This window comes from Njordella calcicola (genome assembly GCF_056494125.1).
The window spans coordinates 7,143,584-7,164,182 of sequence record NZ_CM151396.1 but is presented as its reverse complement, the minus strand read 5'-3'; the positions used below and the strand labels follow the sequence as shown (position 1 = coordinate 7,164,182).

Genomic DNA, 20,599 nt, shown 5'->3' with positions numbered 1-20,599 from the left:
TAAAGCTGACCAAATGACGCATCGATTTAAACTGACTTGGCACTACAAAATGGTAACTGTCGCGGGTCGTTAATCAACTACGAAATCTACGATCGGCTTAATACACGGTTGATTCGAGAGTGTGAAAATCAGCCCAGACGGGCGGAATCGGGCTAATAGCGTTCGCTTCTTGAGGCGTCAGGTTGTAGCGGCGCAGGATTTGGAATGCGCCGCTTTCTCCCGCATATTCGCGGCAAGTGCTGGAAACAAGGATCGTCTGCAACGTTCTGCGTTGGGCGTCAACAGTTGGCTCCAAGGGCAGAATCTTACAAGATTGACGCTTCAGAGCTTCCAATGTGTTGGCTTCCGGGGCAATTGAGCCGGCCAAGATGATATCGTCTTCATTGCGTCCGTCTTGAAGAATGCTGGTCAGGATGTCAGGCAGCAATTGCGTCTCTAGCGCAGCCTGCGGCCCCGTAAGGTTGACATTTACAAAAGAGAACGTGAACGCTTCGGCCGGCGGAGCGTTGGCACAGCGAAACCAAGCCACCAGTGGTTCGCACGCGAGCGTATTGGTGGCATCGCGCAGGGTGTACGTTTGGTAGCGGTCGACCTCCAACTGGTCCGCATCGAACAGTATCGCCAATCCGTTGGGATTGTTGACCGTGTGTTGATTACCTTCGACAAACTCAAACCGTTTGCCGTTGGCATTGATCATCGAGATTAACGTCGGAAGCAAGTTCGGGTTGGTGGTGTCGACCGATTGCAAGGCCAAGCCGCCAAAGTCTGTCACGATTTGTACCAATCGATCTGCGACAAAGGGGTCTTTTAATTTCTCCATACTTAGCCCCGCCATATTCATCGCGCCCAAACGTACCGTCGCGACACGATGCGACAATTCTCGCGAAGGCGCAGCCGAGAGAGCAGAATGGGACTGAGAGAAGTTTGCGCTCTGTACGCGAGCAGGGCTTGGACTGAATGCCCATCGATCGCCTTGGGAGGCTGGGTTCACGTACTGGTCCGCACCCAGGCTGGGCAACCTCGTTCCGCCGCGCGGATTGCTGGATTGCGCTGGGGATTGTGAGCCCCATCCGGACGATGGTGATGCTGTCGAAGGAAACGGCGCTGGAAAGCCAGGAGAAGCACTCGAACGTCTCTCGTAGTTCAATCCTTCTTGATTGCCTACCATCACGCCGCTCTGGTCGCGCAGGGACAGCATCAATCCATCGAGGCCTTCGATACGAAAGAATTTAAAGAATCCAAAAGTCGCGCCGCACAGCGTTAAAAACTGCAGCGTCCGCATCGGGGAAGGGATGAGCACGATTGAGCCGAGCTTTTTGAAGGATCCCACATCCATGCGTTCTATCGTCGCGCACTTCCATAAACGCGACACCGTATCCTTGCCTTCGGCGCGGCAATGCTGCGAGCTTGATGAATTCCCGAAAATGAAGATCTCGGAGAACGCTTCTGGTTGGGTTTCTGATGAAATTGCGCAAGATACCGATTGCACGAGATGTGGCGACGGGTCCATCTTGCGTCGACGGACCAAAATTGTGTACTGAACAGTTTGGAAGTAGGTTTCACCGAAAGTCTGTCCGATTGATGTACCCAACGTATGAACACAACACTGAAAGACAAAATCACTAACTGGATGTCTGGCAGCGAATTATCCAAAGCGGAATTGCTAGAGTTAATCGGATTGATCGACACCGTCTCAGACGACGAATATGTCGCTGAGGCACTGGAGAATTGCCGCGTTTCCGAGGCCTCTCGCGGCGATCTAGAAGCTTGTTTGAGTTCCTGCAAAGGGGATCAAGCCTATTGGGCCGCAACTTTTCTGGGTCGCCTTGGAGAATCCGCGAATGAGTCACAACCGGTGCTCGTGAAAACAATCTGTAGCAGCGATCAAGTCCCCGCTGTCAAGCAACGAGCTGTGTGGGCACTGCAACAAATCGGCGCTTTGACCAACGAGACATTGCAGCAATTAAGAAGTCTTGATTGTGGTCAGGACGCGAGACTAAAGCGATTACGCGACGAAATTGTGAAGCCGACGACAACCTAATCTTGAGTACTGCGGCAACGGATTGCTCGCAGTTTAGAATTACAAATTCCTAACACCCCAAGCATGGAGGCTTTCGGTGTGAAATGGTTACGATTGATACCGCTGGCGCTGCCGTTATGCATCGCTCTGATCGGTTACGTTGGATGTGAGAACGCACAGCAAGTTCTTGAGACTTTGCCAGTTGGTTCGCTTGCGTCGAATCAAACTCCAGTCGGCGGGCCATCGTTCGGTGTGCCTGCGGGCGGACCAAGCAGTCTTACGCCGTCGATTCCAGCGAATATCCCAGCGGTTCCTGCTGGGTTCGCCAGTCCTAGCACAGGACGAATTCTGATCGGCAGCTTTAACATCCAAGCATTTGGGCCTTCGAAAATGAGCAACCCGTGGGTCATGGAACGACTTGCGGCCATAACTCGCAATTTCGACATACTGGCTATCCAAGAAATCCGCTCCAAAGATCAAGAGATTCTCAATGTCTTGCTGCAATACATCAATGTTGATGGAGCCCGTTACAATTATCTACTTGGTCCAAGATTAGGACGGACCTCAAGCAAAGAACAATACGCCTACATCTTCAACACTCGCACCGTGGCCACATCGCCCGAGAACTCGTATACCGTCCGTGATGACGAAGACCTCCTGCATCGTGAGCCACTGGTCGCTCGATTTGTGGCGTTAGGCAGTGGCCAGTATCGACCTTTCACATTCACGCTAGCCAACGTGCACACAGATCCTGATGAAGTCACACAAGAGGTGGCCGTGCTGGGACGTGTATTCCAATCGATCGCTAACTTTGAAGCGAGCGTCGCACAGGAAGATGACGTGATCATGGTGGGGGACTTCAACGCTAACGCCCGACGCTTGGCTGCAGTCGCAACGCAACGAGAGTTCATTCCAGTTATTGTCAACGCGCCTACCAATGTGCGAAAAACTCAGCAATACGACAATATTCTGCTTAACCCAGTTTACTGTGCCGAGTTTACAGGGAACGCTGGTGTATTTGATATGGAAGCATACTTTGGGTTGAGCCGAGAAGAGGTCTTGCGGCTATCAGATCATCTGCCTGTCTGGGCAGAGTTCAGTATTTATGAAGCTGCCGCAGGCACAATCGCCAACGACAACTTCAGTGTGAATACGCCCACCAATCGATGAGCGTAGGGGGCGGTTGAGGTGGGCCTCGTTACGGCAGCAATGCTGGAACCTGGGATCTGAAGCTTACTGCAACCACATCGCTCTCGATCAATCACTCTACCTCGGGAACTGGGCAGAGCGTTCCACTTGGGACTGCGATGACGACCGGTCAAATCGATTTGCCGATGCCGGAGTACGCGCCTAACGTGCCTACCGGATCCCCGCAATGTGTCCTCATGTGGCCCCCTCCCTTAACATATTCACACCGCTAGAGATCAGAGAACCGCAAGAGGATCTATGATCAACTATTTTCAAGTCAACTCTTGCGTCACTCCCATCTCTGGCGGTGTAAACCTATCAACCGAGTTTCGCGGGTCACTTCGCACTGTGCTCCCGCTCCGTGTCCTCATGTGGCCCACTCCCATAACATATACACACCGCTAGAGATCAGAGAACCGCAAGAGGATCTATGATCAACTATTTCCAAGTCAACTCTTGCGTCACTCCCATCTCTCGCGGTGTAAACCCATCAACCGAGTTTCGCGGGTCGCTTCGCGCTGTGCCCCCGCACTGTGTCCCCATGCGGCCCACTCCCTCAACATATTCACACCGCCAGAGATCAGAGAAGCGCTAGAGGATCTGTGATCAACCATTTTCAAGTCAACTCTTGCGTCACTCCCATCTCTCGCGGTGTAAACCCATCAACCGAGTTTCGCGGGTCGCTTCGCGCTGTGCCCCCGCACTGTGTCCCCATGCGGCCCACTCCCTCAACATATTCACACCGCCAGAGATCAGAGAAGCGCTAGAGGATCTGTGATCAACCATTTTCAAGTCAACTCTTGCGTCACTCCCATCTCTCGCGGTGTAAACCTAGCAACCGCGTTTCGCGGGTTGACCCAGGAACCGTTCTTGAAATTCGGGTCGCTTTAAGATGCGGAGGAAGCAGTAAGTGTGAAGCTTTTCAAACTTGCAACTTCACTCTTCAAACTTCTTTCTTCTGTTATCATTGCAGCGAGTACTGCCTGCCGGCCAGGGGGAGCCGTTTTATTTGCCGCGTCTGCTTAGCGTCAAGGCTTTCGCTCACGTCGGGCAAGCCGACGCGGGGCGGTTGTCCCTAGAGTGAATCGCTGGTGATCGGAACGTTGATCAGGGCGATTGCAGTCAGGCAACCGGAACCCAACCTGATTCATCATACCGATCGCGGTGGTCAAGATGCATCGTCGAACTATCGTTCGATCTTGAATCGCGCTCAGATGCGTCAAAGCATGAGTCGCGCCGGTGACTGCTATGACAATGCGCTCATGGAGTTGTGCTTTGGCACCATTAAGTCTGAATTGGAAATGACAAGTCACTAGTCGCTTGAACAAGCTCGCCGAGAACTTGAAGAATACATCAACTATTACAACGCGACCCGCCGGCATTCATCCCTAGACTATCAATCACCAGTCAGCTTCGAATTAGCCCTCGAAAATTAGACACGACCGTGTCCGTAGAAGCAGGGCCACCTCAGTTGGCTTGATCTCATAAGCCGGAAGGCGTTATAGCCTCCGGTGCTTGGCGTTATGCTGAGACGCGTTGCTCTTTGGCGGAAGCACCTTTGCGTTTCTTCTCCTCAACGCTCTTGAGGTCGACAACGTCCTTTGCCAATCCACAAGCGCGAAGCATGCGGATCGCTAGGTAAGTCACATCGATCTCCCACCACTTGTGGCCATGTTGAGCCAAACGAGGATGAGCATGATGGTTGTTATGCCAGCCTTCGCCATAAGTGACCAAGCCAACCCACCACAAGTTTCGGCTGTCATCGCGTGTTTCATAGTTGCGATAGCCCCACATATGGGACGCTGAGTTTACCAGCCATGTTGCATGCAGCACAAATACCATGCGTACGGCAACAAGCCAAACTGTCCAGGAAATAGCATACTCCATACCACCGTACAACCAACCGGCTGCGCAAACCAACAGACCAAATGCGATGTGGATGGGTAAGAAGTATTTCTCAAGCCCCATCATGAACTTGTCGTGAGCTAAATCGGGAGCCCAGCGCTTTAGATAGGCATCCAAATTACCTCCGTCTGTCTTGTATGCTAACCAAAACATATGTGACCACCATGGCCCGTCATGCGGGGAATGGGGATCGCCTTCTTGATCGCTATGAGCATGATGTCGGCGATGGTTCGCAGTCCACAATACCGGGCCGCCCTCGCCAGCTAAGGTACCAATCAACGCGATACCGCGTCGCAACCATTCGGGAATCACAAATCCAGTGTGAGTCAGCAGGCGATGGTAACCCAAGCAAATGCCAATACCGCCGGTCAGCCAATGGAAAACAAACGCCAACACCAAGGCAGACCAGGTAAAAGTCCATGGAGCGGCCAATGCCACAACGTGCATCGCCACCAACCATATGGCCGGGCCAATGTTCACTTGACGAAGCTTGTAATCCAATTTAGCTGACTGCTTTTCCGCTGCAATCTTGTCATAATCCGACTCGCAATCGGCGGACGCTATGTCGACCGGTACCGTCGGACGCACTGGCGGCGCGTCAAGTACAGAGGACTGAAGGTGAAAGTGAATAGGTGGCTCAATCTTTGCCATGGCATTAAATCCTGTGTCGAAGTCTGTTCTGTGCCGGATCGGCTGACAGATAATTAAACGACAACCGGAAGTTTTCTGAATCGCCAGTTAGTCAAAGCTGTGTAAAAGCTGTGTAAAATTCCCAATGCGGTTGAACGAATTGGCCGTATTTGCCATGTTGTGACCGAATTTCAGCCTCGAAGGCTTCGGCCCGCAACCTTTGTCAGCTAAATAGGTTCAAAGAGCATACCCAGGGCTGTTGTCAGCTCCCGCTTTCTAAAATGCGAACTCCACCACCTCCCGAAACCACTGCCATGAAATTTGTTAAGCTTTGCCAAATCCCCTTTTTACTCCTCTCGACCACCATCTTCTCACTGAACGTTATGGCTCAGGAAGAATCCGCGGCAGTCCAATTGGACCCAGTCGAACACGGCTCGATAGAGCTTTCTCCACGACTGCCTGATAATGGCATGTATCCCAAAGGTACCGTGGTGACCGTCACGGCCAAACCAGCCGAAGGTTTTGCGTTAGATTCCATCTATTACTCAGTACCCGGTCGTTGGGGCGCAATGTATCACGAGTCTTTGACGCCTGAGTTTAAAGTCACAGTAGATCAAGCCAAAAACTTCGGAGCATCGTTTATCGAAGCCAGCGAAGTGTCTCACATCGACATGCGTCACAACATCGTCTACGCAACGCCAGGCAAAAAGTCATTGAAGTACGATGTGTATACACCTAAAGACGCAAAGGATTTGCCGATCATCGTTATCATTCATGGCGGTGGTTGGTCAAGCAATGATGAAGATATCATGCGCGGGCTAGCTCGCGAGTTGACCAAAGGCGGCAAGTTTGTCGTCTGCAGCATGGATTATCGCTGGATCGGCGAGCTTGATGGCGACCAGCAGCCCAATACGATGGCAAATTTAATCGAGGACGTCTTCGGTGGCATCGCACATATCATGGAACATGCGAAAGAGTACGGTGGAGATGCCAGCCGCATCGGCGTTACCGGCGATAGTGCTGGCGGCCATCTGTCGGCTTCCGCTGCCATACTTATCGAGAAGATCGGTTCGAGTGGTTTTGGTGAGTTAGAAGGCGTTTATCAGTTCAAGCCCACTTACCTTCCTAAAGGCAAGTCGGCAGAGCAAGTGCGTGATGAGATGTTGGCCTCTATCAAAGCAGCGGCTCCCAGCTATGGTGTGTTCGCAGCTCAGTCGCTCAATGGATTTCAACGTGGGTTATCGAAGGAAGCTTCCGAAGCAACCGCTCCGCAAAGCCACATTCCTGAGGCCTCTAAGCGATCGGTACCACACTACTTGGTGCGTGGAACCAAGGATGGATTGATACCAGACGAAGCGGTGGCTGCCTATACCAAAGCATTGCAAGACAAAGGGCACGTAGCGATCTATGACCAAGTGGAAGGCGCTGGCCATGCGTTCTTCGATTGGAAGCCAAACGCTCGCGAGAAAGCAACCTTTGCCAAGTACGGTGTGCCCTACGCCGCCAAGATGAAAGCGTTCTTTGAAGAGCACTTAAGGTAGTAGGCACACTCCGCTGTGCCTTCACTTACTTCGGCAACCGGCCTTCCAGCAGATCTTCTTCCCATTGTTCCATCAAGGGCCAGTCGACGGCACAAGCACCGAAGTCCGATAGATGCAGATAGCCTTTTAATCGCTCGATCGAACGATTGATCATCGCGGGCTCACGACGGAAGTAGGGGCCGTGGCTGGGCAGTAACCATTCCACATCGCTATCGCGTATGCGTTCTAGCGATGTGATGAAGCCTTCAAGATCGCTGCCATGGTGAGCGTCGATCGCTCCGATGCCACCATCACGATAGATGTTGTCGCCGCTGAACAGAAGATTTCCTAAACGAAACGCTAGTTGGCTATCGGCATGGCCCGGCGTGCTCCAAACCTCCAGCTTCAAGTTCCCAACGGTAATCACATCGCCATCATTAACGGTCACTTCGGATTCGACAGGCGGCATCGCTTCGCTGATCCCCAACGCTTGGATCTCAGCAAACGTTTGAACTCGATCGCCGCGCTTTAGCAGTTCAGCCGCTTTGGGATGCGCTGTCACGGTGGTCTTCAGCATTGATTTTGCCAGTGCCAGGCCTTGACCATGATCCACGTCGGCGTGCGTAGCGATCAAGGTTTTGCATTGTGAGAGCGGAAAATCCATGTTCCGAATCAACTCGATCAACTCAGGCACATGCTCTTCAAAGCCGATATCGATCAACACCCATTCGTTGGCATCATGTACCAGATAAACATTGCAGCCAATCAAATGGCCCGCTTGAATATTGAGTTCGATGACGTTTGGAAAGATATACTTGCGATCCAACATGGCTTAAACTTCAGGTCCAGATGAGAACGAAACAATCGCTCGAAGACCGTGCTTGCGAGCATCCACGATTTTTGCAGAGTTGGCCCCAGTCCTAGTGACGTCGGTCAGGCCGCAAATTCGCACAGCAAAGCATATTCCCTGGGGGCTTTTCTTGCAAAGCCAAGCGATCATTTTCCCGCGTTAGGAAGCGGTTAATTCACACTTCCTCTGAGGAAATGCCCAGTTCTTTTTCCAATCGACCAAGTCGAGCGGACAGTTTTTCGACCGTCTGTGTTAGCGTTTCTAGTTGCCTTTCCAATTGATCTTGAGCCTGGGCGCGTGCCGCAGCAATCGGACTTGGCACGTGGCTGGCTGCATCATAATCCTCCCGGTCCGAATCCGGCTGCCCCTGGGAGCTGGCGACTGTGGCCAGCAACTGATTTAGCTCCCACTCTTCATACAAGTTATGCGAAACAATTTGCCCACGGCCTGCCGGCGAGAGTTCCACCACCAACTTCCGCTCAATCAACGGCTGGAGGATCGACTGCAGTTCGGCTAGATCAGCGATGGGTTCCATCCGAGCGGCCCGGCCACGCAGTTCGCCCAAGGTCTGCTCGCCACGCAACAGTAGCTCGGTCATCACGGCTGATTCTACTTTGGAAATCCCCAGCCATTGATAGGCATAATGACGAATTTTTTCGACACGGCCCGAGCCTTGAATAATCGCCAAAGCTCCCAAAGCTCGCAATTCATCGATCACTTTTTCGATCTGGTCGCTACTCAAGTTAGTAATCGGCGCGCGATTGGTCTTCTGATTGCAACCGGTGGTCAAAGCCGAAATAGTCATCGGGTAAGCATCGGGTGTCGTTTTGGATTTCTCCATAAGAGTGCCCAAGACGCGGCGTTGTTTGGCCGTCAAAGGCCGCCACTGTGGCTGAGGGTCGGCTGGATTAGAATTAGGCTGAGTATTTGTTTCCATATTCTGAATCGCTGGTAAGTGAATGCTGTTTGAATTCGCATAGTCTAGGGCATCGCCCGGGCTCCGCGTACCCCCAAGCGCACAAAATCCGCTACCATGTGGCGTTTGCATTTGCGTTTTTCCGATAACTTGATTGTCGCTGCAACATGAAACAAGTCCCTCGACTGGCCATCGTCTTATTCTGGCTGTACTGCCTCCTGTATTTTGGGTTTGTACTTATCAACACGTTTCGGCCAAGCTGGATGGAATCGCGCCCCATCTTGGGACTGAATCTATCGGTCACCTATGGCTTCGGGTTGATCTTTGCAGCGTTCCTGCTGGCTTTGATCTACGGTTGGTTTGGCAATGATGCCAATGATGCAACCCACGACGGTTCGACGTCCGCTTCTGCCAAGGACCGTTTGTCATGATCTATGAAGCATCGGGCTTGGCGATTTTTGTCTTCTTGTTGTTCGTCGGCATCACGTTAGGCATCAGTTTTTATTTTGGTCGCAAAGCGAAATCCTCGCAGGGTTATTTTGCCGCGCATGGACAAATTCCTTGGTTCATCAATGGTGTTGCGTTCGCTGGCGACTATCTGTCGGCGGCATCGTTCTTGGGCATCTGCGGAATGATCGCGTTTTATGGTTACGACGGCTTCTTGTATTCGATTGGGTATCTCGCCGGTTGGATCGTAGCGTTGTTTATCATCGCCGAACCGATGAAGCGACTAGGCAAATTCACTTTTGCCGACGCCTTGGATGCAAAGTTCGGTTCGCCTTCGATTCGCCTGATGGCCGGAATCAGTACGTTGGCGGTCAGCGTCTTCTATCTGATTCCACAGATGGTGGGAGCGGGCGCTTTGATTCAACCGTTGCTAGGTTTTCCCCATTGGGTGGGCGTCGTCATGGTTGGAGCAACGGTGATTCTGATCGTTGTTACTGCTGGCATGGTATCCACGACCTACGTGCAGTTCCTCAAGGGCTTCTTGTTGGTCTTCTTCGCTGGCTTGATGGTCTGGATGCTCTTGAATCGTGGTTTCGAAGCTCGCTCTGGCGGCAATGATGGCCATCAATTCGCAACGTTAGGCCCCTACGCTGAAAGCCAATGGGATGACGCGGTCCAAGATATAACTCAGCGTTATTCAGGTGCCACCGTAATCGAGCCAAGTGGAAATTGGGTGGATCAGCCTTTCGTTCGTGTTCAAATGGGAACGGGCCAAGGAGCGCCGCAATTGGTGTTTCGCCGCGAGCAAACTGCCGAAGGTTTGATGTTGCGCGAGGCTCAGATCAAAACCTTAGGTGCGGACGGCCTAACTTACGTTAACGGTCGCAAGAAAGGCACCAAAGCTGGCGAGCCAGAACTGCATCCAGTCGGCTTTATCGATCGCTTGCCCGATGACGCGAAGTCGTCAGGTCCGCAAGGCCCGATCGAATTCTTTCGAACATTGCAAGGTAGCGAAGTGGTGTTATGGTCCGAAACAAAAATCACCGAAGCAGATGGTGCGGCTTCCACCATCTATTGGCAACGCATTGTCAGTGGTAATAATGTGCTGCGCCCTGGCGAGCATCCGGTGTTCCAAGGCATTCGTTCGGATAAACTGAGTGACAAATTCAACTTCTTGTCGCTCATGTTGGCTTTGTTTGGCGGAACCGCTTCACTACCGCACATTCTGATTCGCTACTACACCGTCAAGGACGCATCCAGCGCTCGCAAAAGCACCATCGTTGGAATCGGGACCATTGGGTTCTTTTATGTCCTGACTTTGTATTTGGGGATTGGTGCCATGACCAGTGGAGCTCTCGATGTTACCGACACCAACATGGCCGCTCCGCTATTGGCTCGCAGTATGAGCGAATGGTTGTTCGCAGTGATATCCGCGATAGCGTTTACGACCGTGCTTGGAACTGTCAGTGGGTTGATTCTCGCTTCCAGTGGTGCAGTCATTCATGATTTGATGGGAGGTTACTTTCGAGTTCAGTTGAATGATGACCAACAAGTCCGCGCGGCAAAGATCGCGGCGGTGGTGGTCGGTGTGTTAGCGATTGTGCTTGGGATTTTGTTTAAGGAGATGAACGTCAATTATTTGGTCGGTTGGGCATTTAGTGTCGCGGCGTCGGCCAATCTCCCTTCGCTGGTAATGCTGTTGTTTTGGAAGGGAACGACGCGCCAAGGAATCATCGCGGCAGTAGGCGTAGGCATGGTTTGCTCGCTGACATGGATTTTATTGAGTGCCGAGACTTACTCAAAAGTGTATGGCATAGCGGCCGAGGCATCACCTATGCCTTTTAGCCAACCAGGAATCGTCACGATTCCCTTAGGATTCGCGGTCTTGGTCGTCGTATCGCTGCTGACCAAGCGAAAGGAAACGTAATCCGTTAGCGGCTTTTTGCTTTGGAAAGAAACTCAGCAGTTGCGTAGGCGACAGTTGTGCAGCACAATGCGTTAAGCTCAATCGTTCAGTGTTGAAGGGATCGTAATGCTTGCCAAGCTTAAAACCTTTTCGCTTCTAGGTATCGAAGCGGTCGAAGTGGATGTGGAAGTCGATGTTTCACCAGCAGCGCTTCCCAAGACAGTGCTGGTGAGGCTGCCGGAACAGGCGGTTCGGGAAAGCACGCACCGTGTGGAAAGGGCGTTGGTCAACAGCGGTTTCACTCGACCGCATGATCGCGTCGTCATTAATTTGGCACCTGCTGAATTGCCCAAACAGGCAGCTTCCTTCGATTTGCCGATCTCGATAGGAATATTGATCGGCAGTGGGCAACTGCAATCGGACTTACTAAGCCAATATGCGATGGTAGGTGAGTTGTCTTTGGAAGGTCACATGCGACCAGTCCGCGGAGCATTGTCGATGGCGATGTCAGCGGCGCGAACCGAAGGTATTCGCGGTTTGATTGTGCCACGCGAGAATGCTCAAGAGGCGGCCGTCGTCGAAGAATTAGAGGTCATTCCCGTTAGCTCACTGAATGAAGCGGTCGGTTATTTGGTTGGGCAGCTTGCGATCGAGCCCGTGCCATCTCGCTTGGACGAATTGTTCGAAGCCTACGCCAACTATGACGTCGACTTCAGCGACGTACGCGGACAAGATATGGCCAAGCGAGCTCTGACAATCAGTGCTGCTGGAAGTCATAACCTATTGATGGTCGGTCCGCCTGGGTCAGGCAAGACGATGCTGGCCAAGCGGCTGCCGACGATTCTGCCACCGTTGACCGCAGGCGAATCGATCGAGACCACTCGCATTTATAGCGTGCTGGGCAGACTAGCGCCGGGGCAACCTCTGATGGCCCAGCGACCTTACCGATCACCGCACCACACAATTAGCGATGCTGGTTTAGTCGGTGGTGGTTCGCCGCCTTCGCCGGGAGAGATCTCTTTGTCGCATAACGGTGTGCTGTTTTTAGACGAACTGCCAGAGTTCAATCGCAAGACGTTGGAAGTCATGCGCCAGCCGTTAGAAGATCGTGTCGTCACCATTTCGCGAGCTCTGAAAAGCACAACATTCCCCGCTGACTTCATGCTCATCGCCGCGTTGAATCCATGCCCCTGCGGCTATCGAACTGACCCACGTCGGCAATGCAATTGTACGACGCCGCAGATCGAGCGATACATGGGACGGATCAGCGGGCCGCTGCTAGATCGCATCGATATCCATATCGAAGTTCCCGCTGTCCCCTTCAATGAGCTAACGGGTAACGCTCCTAGCTTAAGCAGTTCGGAGATGCGAGCGTCGGTCATATCAGCTCGCGAGAAACAGATGGCTCGGTTTGAAGGCAGTCCAGTACGCACCAATGCGCAAATGAGCAGTCGACAGTTGCGTCAGTTTTGCCCCCTCCGCCCGGCAGAACGAAACGTGATGCGCGATGCCGTGACCGATAATGGTCTATCGGCTCGAGCTCACGACAAGATCCTGCGTGTTGCTCGTACCATCGCAGATCTGGAAGGTAGCGATTCCATCGAGGCTCCACATTTGTATGAAGCATTGAACTATCGCATGTTAGACAAGCAGATTTGGGTCTAAGTTTGCATCAGACCTTCGTCGCCAACCAAGCGCGGACAGCAATGGGCTGTGCGAACAACAGATGCGGTTGGCCTGTGAACGTGACGCCTAAAGGATCGCACATCGAGTTCTTCCGCTCGGTATAGGTGGCCTGCGATAGCACCCAGGGGGCATGGTCAATCTCGCCTCGGTATACGCGGCCCTTGCGGTCTGCGCTGTAAAGGCAATAACGTGCTGTTAGCCAATGCTCTAGCGTTCCTGGCTGGGCCGTAAAGCGATCGCCGATCGCATCATACGTAGCGTCAAACTCGGCGGCCGGTTCACCGCGATGCGTGCGGACGCTTCGATAATCAATCGCGGACGTGTTCTCGCTCTGAGCCATCGACATCTTTGCATCCATGTAAGGCAAATTAAAGGTAGCCCGTGCAACACGCACGGCGACACGATTGGCAGCATCCAAAGAAAAGAACCAGACGCCGGGCTTGTTATCGCATGTGACATAGGTGCGGACATTAAGTTCCAGAAAACGACTAAGGCTTGGAATCGCAGGTGTACAACGGGGTGCGACGTCGGACATCAAGAAAGGCACCACACCGATCCAGGCTTGCCCATCTCGGGTATCCAATGCCAAGCCATTAGGCAGCAGCGGCGCGATGGAGTTTGGATCAACGGGCCAATGAGCGAACAGCAGTTGCGACCAAGTCATTCTCATGACCCAGGGGGCTTTGGGTAATGGCCAAGTTCGATCAGTTAGTTTTAGCATAACACTTGTTTGTCATTGAGCGGTGTCCTGGAAGAACTTGGTTTATAATTCTAACCCAGCACAATGGCCTTCACTGTAAACCCAAGCCGTCTCCGAATCAATCGTCCCGTTGCCATCGGCATCCAAAAGCTTGCCAGTAGCGTTGGGTTGCTCCCATTCTTAGAATAAATCAGTATCGCTGAGAGCCCCTTCTCCCCCTCGCCCCTGAGGAACGAAGGGGAGAGGGAGCAATATAGCACACTTGCTCCCCTCGCCCCGTTTCGGGGAGAGGGGTTGGGGGTGAGGGGCCTATAACTGAGACACCAAACATGAAACGCAGTCATGCTCGTTCTGAAGAATCGATTCAATTCGCTATATCGCAAAGGCGGACAGCTAACGAGTTTGCGGATCATGTCTGGCGATGGATTCGCAATCGCAAATGTTGCAAAGCCAAATTTCGTCGCGAAGTGCCCATACCTCCATACACGGTCGACTTCTGTTGCATAGATTTGAAATTGGTGATCGAAGTCGACGGTGAATCGCACCTGACAGAAGAAGGCAAGAGGAAAGATCAGGAGCATGATCGTTACTTAACCAGCTTAGGCCTACCAAGTTCTGCGAATTTCTAGCTACGAAGTGATCCGCGATGGTAGTAGCGTGATCGAGAGAATCCGTGCGATTGTGCAGGTCGCGATTGAAAGCAAGAGCATGGCCCCTCAACCCCAGCCCTTCTCCCCTGAAGAAAGGGGCGGAGGGAGTCAGAGTCATGGGGGATCCGTCCCGCCAAAACTCACGCGATCGGTCACCGACACCAAGCGATTGCGATGATCCCAAGCCATCTAACGGACACTACCATTGGAGATCTTGGTCCGACGAATCGTGTTCCCTTCGTTGTCATAGAGATAATTATAAGTCCCAGTTGTTCTTAGAATCGTCCTTTGTGCCTTAGCGTCTTTGCGTGAGATTAAAGGCAATAATTTCACACCATGGCGCAAAGCCCGCGGAGGAAGATGTCGCTGCAACCGTCACAGCGATTAACGGCCAACATGTAAATACGACACGAATTCGGCCTATCGCACTTTCAAACTTCAAACTTCGCACTTCAAACTTCTCATATTCTCTACCGTCTCAATTAGGCCAAAACTTCGATCACAATTCGGCCCGTAACAGTTTTCGCTGCGACGACATCGGGCACGCTGTCTAGAACACCAAAGCGGTGTCCTACGTGGGCAAGCCCCAAACGCACATGCCCGCACGTCATGCTTTAGCGCACCAATCCAATTGCAAAGTCTGGGCAAGAGAATGGGGGCAGGAGAATGGTCATGGAATCTATTCTACTGCCCTGATTCTGCTGCCAAAAGAAATTCGGTCACTCTTCGCGCACCAATCCTATTGCGAAGACTGGGCACAAGGCCCAGATGCGCGTCGATGCATGCACCGCAGCGCGATCCAAATCCCACTGGCTTGCCCAGTGGATGGTTGGGTTTCTCGCTACACCAAAGAGCCCGCTACAACGGGAATCCCACCGGCTCGTCCGGTGGATCGGTCGGTTCCTCGCTAGTCAACATCGCTCTTTAGCAAGAAACGGAAACCTCTCCCGGACAAGCCGGGAGCATTTGAAAGACAGAAGACCAAGGCACATTGCTCTGAGATCGCGAAAACTGAGCGACCGTTGGGCTTGCCCCAACGTGTCCCAATAGGATTGGTGTGCTAAACATGCCAGAGTATTGGCCGTAATGTCGCTGGCCACTGGTTGCTTGATGGACGCTGCGGTTGGCCCCTCATCCCCAGCCCTTCTCCCCTGAAGACAGGGGCGAAAGGAGCAAGAGAATGGGGGCAAGAGAATGGGGGCAAGAGAATGTTCATGGAATCTATTCTACTGCCCTGATTCTCCTGCCATAAGAAATTCGGTCGCTCTTCGCGCACCAATCCTATTGCGAAGACTGGGTACAAGGCCCAGATGCGCGTCGATGCATGCACCGCAGCGCGATCAAATCCCACTGGCTTGCCCAGTGGATCATTGGGTTTCTCGCTACACCAAAGAGCCCGCCAGAACGGGAATCCCACCGGCTTGTCCGGTGGATCGTTCGGTTCCTCGCTAGTCAACATCGCTCTTTAGCAAGAAACGCAAACATCTCCCGGACAAGCCGGGAGCATTAGTGGTAGAGGGGTCGTTTGTTCGTAGGGATGTAGCGAGAAACGTAACAATCTCCCGGACAAGCCGGGAGCATTTGAAAGACAGAAGACCAAGGCACATTGTTCTGAGATCGCGAGCTCTGAGCGACCGTTGGGCTTGCCCCAACGTGTCGCAATAGGATTGGTGTGCTAAACATGCTGCCGAACAACTTTGCTGTTATCGACCACATCTCGCACGCTGCCCAAGTGATCTGTTAGCGTCCAGAGCGTCGTGCCAGCAGTACCGCTTGCCGACGTGGCACTCAACAGCGGACCATTGTTGGTCAAGAACTGTCCATCCGCGAGCAGCATGTCAACCACATCTGAATACTGGACTACTTCTCCTTCCACACTGTCTTTCCACTGCTATCTATGTATGCAAATTTCCCATCAGTGCCATCGAACTCCTCGTACACACGTGCTAGCCGATTGCGAAAGTCCATTGCCTCAGCATACCTAGGGGGGAAGAGAAGCCTAAATTGCTTATCGAGAAACGAGAACTTACCAGCGATCAATTGATAGTTAGAGTCGCGACCACCACCAACGTAAACTCGGCGGAACCCTTCAACCAAGTATCCGATATTCGTAAAACTTGGCTGCAAAGCCCAGTTACCTTTGCCATCTAGCAATCCCCACTTTTGCTTGATCGAGGCCGGGATAAGTCCGTCCTCGTATTGACCTCCCAAATCATCAAGTTCCGTATTCCGCCAGAGCACTTTCCCCTCCTGGTCGATACAACCAAATTCATTATTCATAAATCGAACGGGAACCTTACCTTCTGAGTCATAGCCGAGCCATTGGAAATTCTGATTGCTTACCGGCTCACCTTCCAGATTGTAAAGTAGATGTGGATTGTTATGGTCACCAACAAGACCGCCGAAAACCTTCGATCCTGATAAACGATAAAGTGGTCCTGAGAACTTTGGCTCAAAGAGCCATTGGCCATTTAGATCGATCAGGCCATAATTCGCGCCGGTTTTCTCCGATGCACAGGCGATACCGTCGTAAAAATCCATTATCCAAGCGAAAGAAGGCTCAATCAACGTTACACCGCGTTGGTCAAAACAACCAACTTTCCCACTTTCGCTCTCAAAACGAAATAGCCCACCGGCATGCGTCGGAGAGTTGGTCTCGTACTCAAATCTGCGAAGAACTCTACCACGCTCGTCGATTAGAGCGTTCAATTTCAACTCAATTTGCACTAGCGCGCTACCGTTGTAAAATTCCGATACGTACAAGTATCGCGATTCAATCCTGATATCTAGATTTTCATCAATAAAGCCCCACAAATCCTTGTTACGATAAGGGTACAAATTCGAATAAGTCATAATTACCATTCCTGTGGCACCGCGCCATTAGCTATAGAGGGAATGTCACCTCCATTCAGAATATTAAACAATATTTCGCTCCAGCTTCTGTTTCTATTTCTTACTCGATCGTTGAACTCCATCCAAGACTTTTGTGTCTCATAGAATTCTTGCGGACCTATAGGTATAGGGTTGCAGTATTCTAAGCCGGCAGCAGTTGCTGCCTGCGGCACGCCAACACCGTCTGCCCTCATATTGTTGTACGTAGCCACTGCACTCCAAACTCCCAGAAATGTACCTGCCATCTTACCAATCCCCTCAATCTTGAAGAATGAACACCCTTTAGGGTGTGCTGGAATAGGAATGTGTTTGCCTGTCTCATTCCACCACTTGTTAATCTCTTCTGGACCTTCAGCGGCACTATTCAAGTATCCTCGAATAAAGCTATCAACTGGGCCGTTGCGTAAGCGCTCGGTATACTGCTGCAAAAACATTCGCTGTAAGCCAAGACTCAACTTGCCGTCTTTTATTCCGTGGGATTCGGCAAAGCACTGAAGCTGCTTGCTAAGATCTTCACGTACAAATGCGGTGTAACCGGTTACAGAGCCATGTCTGGTATAATTGTGGCCGTTTGGTGTTTCTAGCAAATTCATTTCGCTATCCAGATCTTTAAAGAGATCGTTTGCGAAGCCAAATAGCTCCCAAAGTTCAACTGGAATCAGGTGGTGCCCTTTTCCAGTTGGAACATTACCAAAAAACGTTCTTTCCAAACCATCCGCATCTACATATGACGTAGATGAATTCCCCACATACCGATACAGATTCGCATCACCGGCGGCGAAGGAGATGGGGTCTTGGCTGAGCCATCTTTCGGTCTTGGGATCGAACCAGCGGGCGCGGTTGTATTGTAGCTCACTGTCGGTGTCCCAGTCGCGACCGGTAACAGGTTGCTGCTATGTCTGTCGCGAACGGATCAGAGACGCTCTGTTGATTAGACGTTTATCAATTCAGGGCATAAGAGGTACCTGGGCATTAGCTTCGTCACGGAACCAACGCGTGGCCGAACCTGTTAAACGTAAGTAGTGATCGCTGGGCAAACCGCCGTAACCAATAAATTTGGATTCCTCGGATTGCGGTACCTCGGACACGCATTTGAAGATCGCAGTGGCCTCATCGACTTCATCAAACATCGCAACATAAAGCATCTTGGCACCCACGCGCTTGAACTCACGAAAGTGAGACCACAGGAATCGACCCTCTAGACGCGGAATCTGGTCCAGTTGCGATTCCCCGCCTCGCAAGTTATGCCAACTGAAACCAGGAAAAGCCACCGGCATGAGTTCGATGTCTCGTTGCTGGCACCACGCTAGATCTTGAGCGACCGTTTGATCGGCATAACGTTGCACATCCTCGGGTGTTCCATAACGCCCAACAGTCCAGGGGCTGAGCACGTCGGCTTTGGAAAACATCTCGTGCAACTTCGGTTCACTCAAGCAATCGCGGTCCAACGTTCGCCAGTAAGTGGGTATGCCTAGCATCAACGTGCATTGCCCAGCGGCTGACTGGCCTTTGAAAAAATCAATCAGTTGATCGCATTCCTCCAACGTATAACGACGGTTGTCATTAAACCCAATACCCCACAACGCAACCACGGGTTTGCCGCGGTGATGCAGATAAGCCGCATCTGCTGTCAGCTTCATTTTCTCGCGCAACTTCGTCCAGTCATCGATCACAATTTGTGTGTCCCCGGCCGCCAAGCCGGACAAGTCATACATCAGTGCATAAGTTCTACCGAACTCCGCAGCACCCGCACGACAATGCCTGAGCACCGTGTTGTTATGGTCCAAGCTGCGGGGATCACGCAGGCCGACGGCAAATCGCTGGACAAATACGCCATCGATTCCATATTGGTGCATCCATTGAAAATGCCTAACGACCGTTGGTTTTACATAAGAACTGAACACATGCGCTGGCTGGCCATTGGCAAAACGGAAGTCAGTCACGAAGCGTTCGGCTTGACTCAGTTCGCTGACGTCTGGCCAAAGGTCGAATGTCGCTTTACCGTCGCTCAACGAGCGATAATCTCTGCTCCAGTGGACCCAGCCTCGGTTCGCTCCATCCCCCTGGGCGTTAAACCAGCCTTGGTAGCCGCACAGAACTTTGCCTTGCATCGAGGCGTTATCGACAACTTGGATATCGCGGCGACTAATCGCTATTTCGGTAGCTTCGGAGTCCTGTGTCTTATCGTAGATTGCCTCAAGCTCTTGGCCAAGAATCATACTTGAACAAGCTAGAAGTAAGAATGCTAGGATCAGTTTGGCAGGCTGCATGACTCGGCTGCTTATGGAAGTACCTTGCGATTGCGAAGCCATGCTTCGGCTAGTGTGGGCCAATGCTTGGCTCCTTCCAAGTCTCGTGCCAGCCCGACGCCGTGTCGGCCTTGTTCAAAGATATGAAGTTCGCCCGGAACGCCATGAGCGATCATGGCTGCATAAAATTCGACGCTATTGCGTGGAGGCACAGCGGTGTCTTCTTGCGTATGGAACAAGAAAGTTTGCGGCGTATCGGATGTGACTTGTTGATAGTTGTTGTATTGAGCCAGCAGTTCTGCGGGCGCATCGGGGCCAAACAAGTTTCGCTCGCTGCCTTTGTGTGTGAAGTCGACTCCCATCCCGATCACAGGGTAACACAGGACGCCAAAATCTGGGCGACTGCTGAGCCTATCGATTGCATCGGCGCTGTTGGCGACTTGCTCTGCACTGGCAAAAGTAGCGTCTTCTTGGATGGCTTGTGTATGAGTCAGCACGGTTGAAGTTAAATGCCCGCCAGCGGAGAAGCCCAGGATACCAACGCGGCTAGGATCGATATTCCACTGTTCTGCATGCGCTCGCACCAAACGGATCGCGCGCTGAGCATCCATCAGTGGTACCGGATGTCCGTAGCCTTTGCCACGGTGTCGGTAATTGCAGATGGCGGCAACCATCCCCATTTGATTAGCCCACTGTGCGATCTGTTTGCCTTCATGATCCATCGCCAAATTGCCGTAACCACCGCCAGGGCAAATGACGAGTGCCGCTCGTGGTGATTTGGTATCGGTTGCCTCGGGAAGGCTTACGATGAGGGTGGGGATGTCATTAACCTCGGTTCCAATTGCCAGCGGCGCCTTGTCTGGCCACAGCGGCATTTCTTGCGGCGGCGATTGAGCAAACAGGCTGGTTAACGAAGTCAACATCATGAGGAAGACGGCGGAGTAAGCGAAACGCTGGTTCATGGCAAGGAAGTGGGGTTAGGAGGGCAAAAGCAGTCAGCGAAATGTTTGTCTGTGTTTAATGTCAACTGCAGTAGGGCA

The 20,599-nt window shown here is 52.1% G+C and carries 18 protein-coding genes and 2 pseudogenes; 9 read left to right on the top strand and 11 right to left on the bottom strand.

The window, feature by feature from the left end; all coding sequences use genetic code 11:
* Positions 1–97: 97 nt before the first annotated feature.
* Positions 98–1,372: an exonuclease/endonuclease/phosphatase family protein gene (locus SH302x_RS27705; RefSeq protein ID WP_479366406.1), complete on the bottom strand. Its 1,275-nt coding sequence runs from the start codon at positions 1,370–1,372 to the stop codon at positions 98–100.
* A 222-nt stretch (positions 1,373–1,594) separates the two neighbouring features.
* On the opposite strand from SH302x_RS27705, the gene SH302x_RS27700 reads away from it, so the two are divergent.
* The 4 genes and pseudogenes from SH302x_RS27700 to SH302x_RS27685 all read left to right on the top strand — a co-directional run.
* On the top strand, positions 1,595–2,041 hold the full coding sequence (locus tag SH302x_RS27700; RefSeq protein WP_479366405.1) for a hypothetical protein: 447 nt from the start codon (positions 1,595–1,597) through the stop codon (positions 2,039–2,041).
* Between the two features lie 78 nt (positions 2,042–2,119).
* Positions 2,120–3,190: an endonuclease/exonuclease/phosphatase family protein gene (locus SH302x_RS27695; RefSeq protein ID WP_479366404.1), complete on the top strand. Its 1,071-nt coding sequence runs from the start codon at positions 2,120–2,122 to the stop codon at positions 3,188–3,190.
* A 1,109-nt stretch (positions 3,191–4,299) separates the two neighbouring features.
* Positions 4,300–4,524: a hypothetical protein gene (locus tag SH302x_RS27690; RefSeq protein WP_479366402.1), complete on the top strand. Its 225-nt coding sequence runs from the start codon at positions 4,300–4,302 to the stop codon at positions 4,522–4,524.
* Between the two features lie 12 nt (positions 4,525–4,536).
* A pseudogene (locus SH302x_RS27685) lies at positions 4,537–4,644 on the top strand (IS3 family transposase); the annotation flags it as partial.
* 85 nt (positions 4,645–4,729) lie between these two features.
* Here SH302x_RS27685 and SH302x_RS27680 read toward each other — a convergent pair.
* Entirely contained in the window at positions 4,730–5,764 is a 1,035-nt protein-coding gene (locus SH302x_RS27680; protein WP_479366401.1) for an acyl-CoA desaturase, read from the bottom strand.
* 293 nt (positions 5,765–6,057) lie between these two features.
* On the opposite strand from SH302x_RS27680, the gene SH302x_RS27675 reads away from it, so the two are divergent.
* Positions 6,058–7,284, top strand: a complete 1,227-nt coding sequence (locus SH302x_RS27675; RefSeq protein ID WP_479366400.1) for an alpha/beta hydrolase — start codon at positions 6,058–6,060, stop codon at positions 7,282–7,284.
* Positions 7,285–7,309: 25 nt separating this feature from the next.
* On the opposite strand, the gene SH302x_RS27670 is transcribed toward SH302x_RS27675, so the two are convergent.
* Positions 7,310–8,092, bottom strand: coding sequence for an MBL fold metallo-hydrolase (locus SH302x_RS27670; RefSeq protein WP_479366399.1), 783 nt, complete (start codon positions 8,090–8,092; stop codon positions 7,310–7,312).
* A 196-nt stretch (positions 8,093–8,288) separates the two neighbouring features.
* Positions 8,289–9,050: a YceH family protein gene (locus SH302x_RS27665; RefSeq protein WP_479366398.1), complete on the bottom strand. Its 762-nt coding sequence runs from the start codon at positions 9,048–9,050 to the stop codon at positions 8,289–8,291.
* A 146-nt stretch (positions 9,051–9,196) separates the two neighbouring features.
* Between SH302x_RS27665 and SH302x_RS27660 the strand changes: the two genes are divergently transcribed.
* The 3 genes from SH302x_RS27660 (at position 9,197) to SH302x_RS27650 (ending at position 13,047) form a co-directional block, all read left to right on the top strand.
* Entirely contained in the window at positions 9,197–9,460 is a 264-nt protein-coding gene (locus tag SH302x_RS27660; protein WP_479366397.1) for a DUF485 domain-containing protein, read from the top strand.
* Positions 9,457–11,403, top strand: coding sequence for a sodium/solute symporter (locus tag SH302x_RS27655; protein WP_479366395.1), 1,947 nt, complete (start codon positions 9,457–9,459; stop codon positions 11,401–11,403). The genes SH302x_RS27660 and SH302x_RS27655 overlap by 4 nt, the downstream gene beginning before the upstream one ends.
* Before the next feature lie 105 nt (positions 11,404–11,508).
* A complete protein-coding gene (locus SH302x_RS27650) occupies positions 11,509–13,047 on the top strand; it encodes a YifB family Mg chelatase-like AAA ATPase (RefSeq protein ID WP_479366393.1) in 1,539 nt (512 codons plus the stop codon).
* 7 nt (positions 13,048–13,054) lie between these two features.
* Here the strand turns inward: SH302x_RS27650 and SH302x_RS27645 are convergent, their stop codons facing one another.
* The gene (locus SH302x_RS27645; RefSeq protein WP_479366392.1) at positions 13,055–13,789 is read right to left on the bottom strand and encodes a YqjF family protein; all 735 of its coding nucleotides are present in this window, start codon (positions 13,787–13,789) and stop codon (positions 13,055–13,057) included.
* A 308-nt stretch (positions 13,790–14,097) separates the two neighbouring features.
* Between SH302x_RS27645 and SH302x_RS27640 the strand changes: the two genes are divergently transcribed.
* Complete coding sequence (locus SH302x_RS27640) at positions 14,098–14,397, top strand: endonuclease domain-containing protein (protein WP_479366391.1); 300 nt, start codon at positions 14,098–14,100, stop codon at positions 14,395–14,397.
* Between the two features lie 1,696 nt (positions 14,398–16,093).
* On the opposite strand, the gene SH302x_RS27635 is transcribed toward SH302x_RS27640, so the two are convergent.
* From SH302x_RS27635 to SH302x_RS27610, 6 genes and pseudogenes are all read right to left on the bottom strand, one after another.
* Positions 16,094–16,294: a hypothetical protein gene (locus SH302x_RS27635; protein WP_479366390.1), complete on the bottom strand. Its 201-nt coding sequence runs from the start codon at positions 16,292–16,294 to the stop codon at positions 16,094–16,096.
* Positions 16,279–17,271, bottom strand: a complete 993-nt coding sequence (locus tag SH302x_RS27630; RefSeq protein WP_479366389.1) for a WG repeat-containing protein — start codon at positions 17,269–17,271, stop codon at positions 16,279–16,281. The genes SH302x_RS27635 and SH302x_RS27630 overlap by 16 nt, the downstream gene beginning before the upstream one ends.
* A 2-nt stretch (positions 17,272–17,273) precedes the next feature.
* Entirely contained in the window at positions 17,274–18,020 is a 747-nt protein-coding gene (locus SH302x_RS27625; RefSeq protein ID WP_479366387.1) for a hypothetical protein, read from the bottom strand.
* A gap of 9 nt (positions 18,021–18,029) precedes the next feature.
* Positions 18,030–18,179 (bottom strand): annotated as a pseudogene (locus SH302x_RS27620) (RHS repeat-associated core domain-containing protein); the annotation flags it as partial.
* Positions 18,180–18,257: 78 nt separating this feature from the next.
* Positions 18,258–19,580, bottom strand: coding sequence for a glycoside hydrolase family 99 protein (locus SH302x_RS27615; protein ID WP_479366386.1), 1,323 nt, complete (start codon positions 19,578–19,580; stop codon positions 18,258–18,260).
* Positions 19,581–19,591: 11 nt separating this feature from the next.
* On the bottom strand, positions 19,592–20,521 hold the full coding sequence (locus SH302x_RS27610; RefSeq protein ID WP_479366384.1) for an alpha/beta hydrolase: 930 nt from the start codon (positions 20,519–20,521) through the stop codon (positions 19,592–19,594).
* Positions 20,522–20,599 lie beyond the last annotated feature (78 nt).

What these genes read in the sequence shown, in the direction of transcription:
- SH302x_RS27655 (WP_479366395.1), top strand. Translation starts at nt 9,457, where the DNA reads ATGATCTATGAAGCATCGGGCTTGGCGATTTTTGTCTTCTTGTTGTTC.
- SH302x_RS27665 (WP_479366398.1), bottom strand. Translation starts at nt 9,050, where the DNA reads ATGGAAACAAATACTCAGCCTAATTCTAATCCAGCCGACCCTCAGCCA.
- SH302x_RS27660 (WP_479366397.1), top strand. Translation starts at nt 9,197, where the DNA reads ATGAAACAAGTCCCTCGACTGGCCATCGTCTTATTCTGGCTGTACTGC.
- SH302x_RS27645 (WP_479366392.1), bottom strand. Translation starts at nt 13,789, where the DNA reads ATGCTAAAACTAACTGATCGAACTTGGCCATTACCCAAAGCCCCCTGG.
- SH302x_RS27670 (WP_479366399.1), bottom strand. Translation starts at nt 8,092, where the DNA reads ATGTTGGATCGCAAGTATATCTTTCCAAACGTCATCGAACTCAATATT.
- SH302x_RS27615 (WP_479366386.1), bottom strand. Translation starts at nt 19,580, where the DNA reads ATGCAGCCTGCCAAACTGATCCTAGCATTCTTACTTCTAGCTTGTTCA.
- SH302x_RS27650 (WP_479366393.1), top strand. Translation starts at nt 11,509, where the DNA reads ATGCTTGCCAAGCTTAAAACCTTTTCGCTTCTAGGTATCGAAGCGGTC.
- SH302x_RS27640 (WP_479366391.1), top strand. Translation starts at nt 14,098, where the DNA reads ATGAAACGCAGTCATGCTCGTTCTGAAGAATCGATTCAATTCGCTATA.
- SH302x_RS27610 (WP_479366384.1), bottom strand. Translation starts at nt 20,521, where the DNA reads ATGAACCAGCGTTTCGCTTACTCCGCCGTCTTCCTCATGATGTTGACT.
- SH302x_RS27700 (WP_479366405.1), top strand. Translation starts at nt 1,595, where the DNA reads ATGAACACAACACTGAAAGACAAAATCACTAACTGGATGTCTGGCAGC.
- SH302x_RS27630 (WP_479366389.1), bottom strand. Translation starts at nt 17,271, where the DNA reads ATGACTTATTCGAATTTGTACCCTTATCGTAACAAGGATTTGTGGGGC.
- SH302x_RS27675 (WP_479366400.1), top strand. Translation starts at nt 6,058, where the DNA reads ATGAAATTTGTTAAGCTTTGCCAAATCCCCTTTTTACTCCTCTCGACC.
- SH302x_RS27680 (WP_479366401.1), bottom strand. Translation starts at nt 5,764, where the DNA reads ATGGCAAAGATTGAGCCACCTATTCACTTTCACCTTCAGTCCTCTGTA.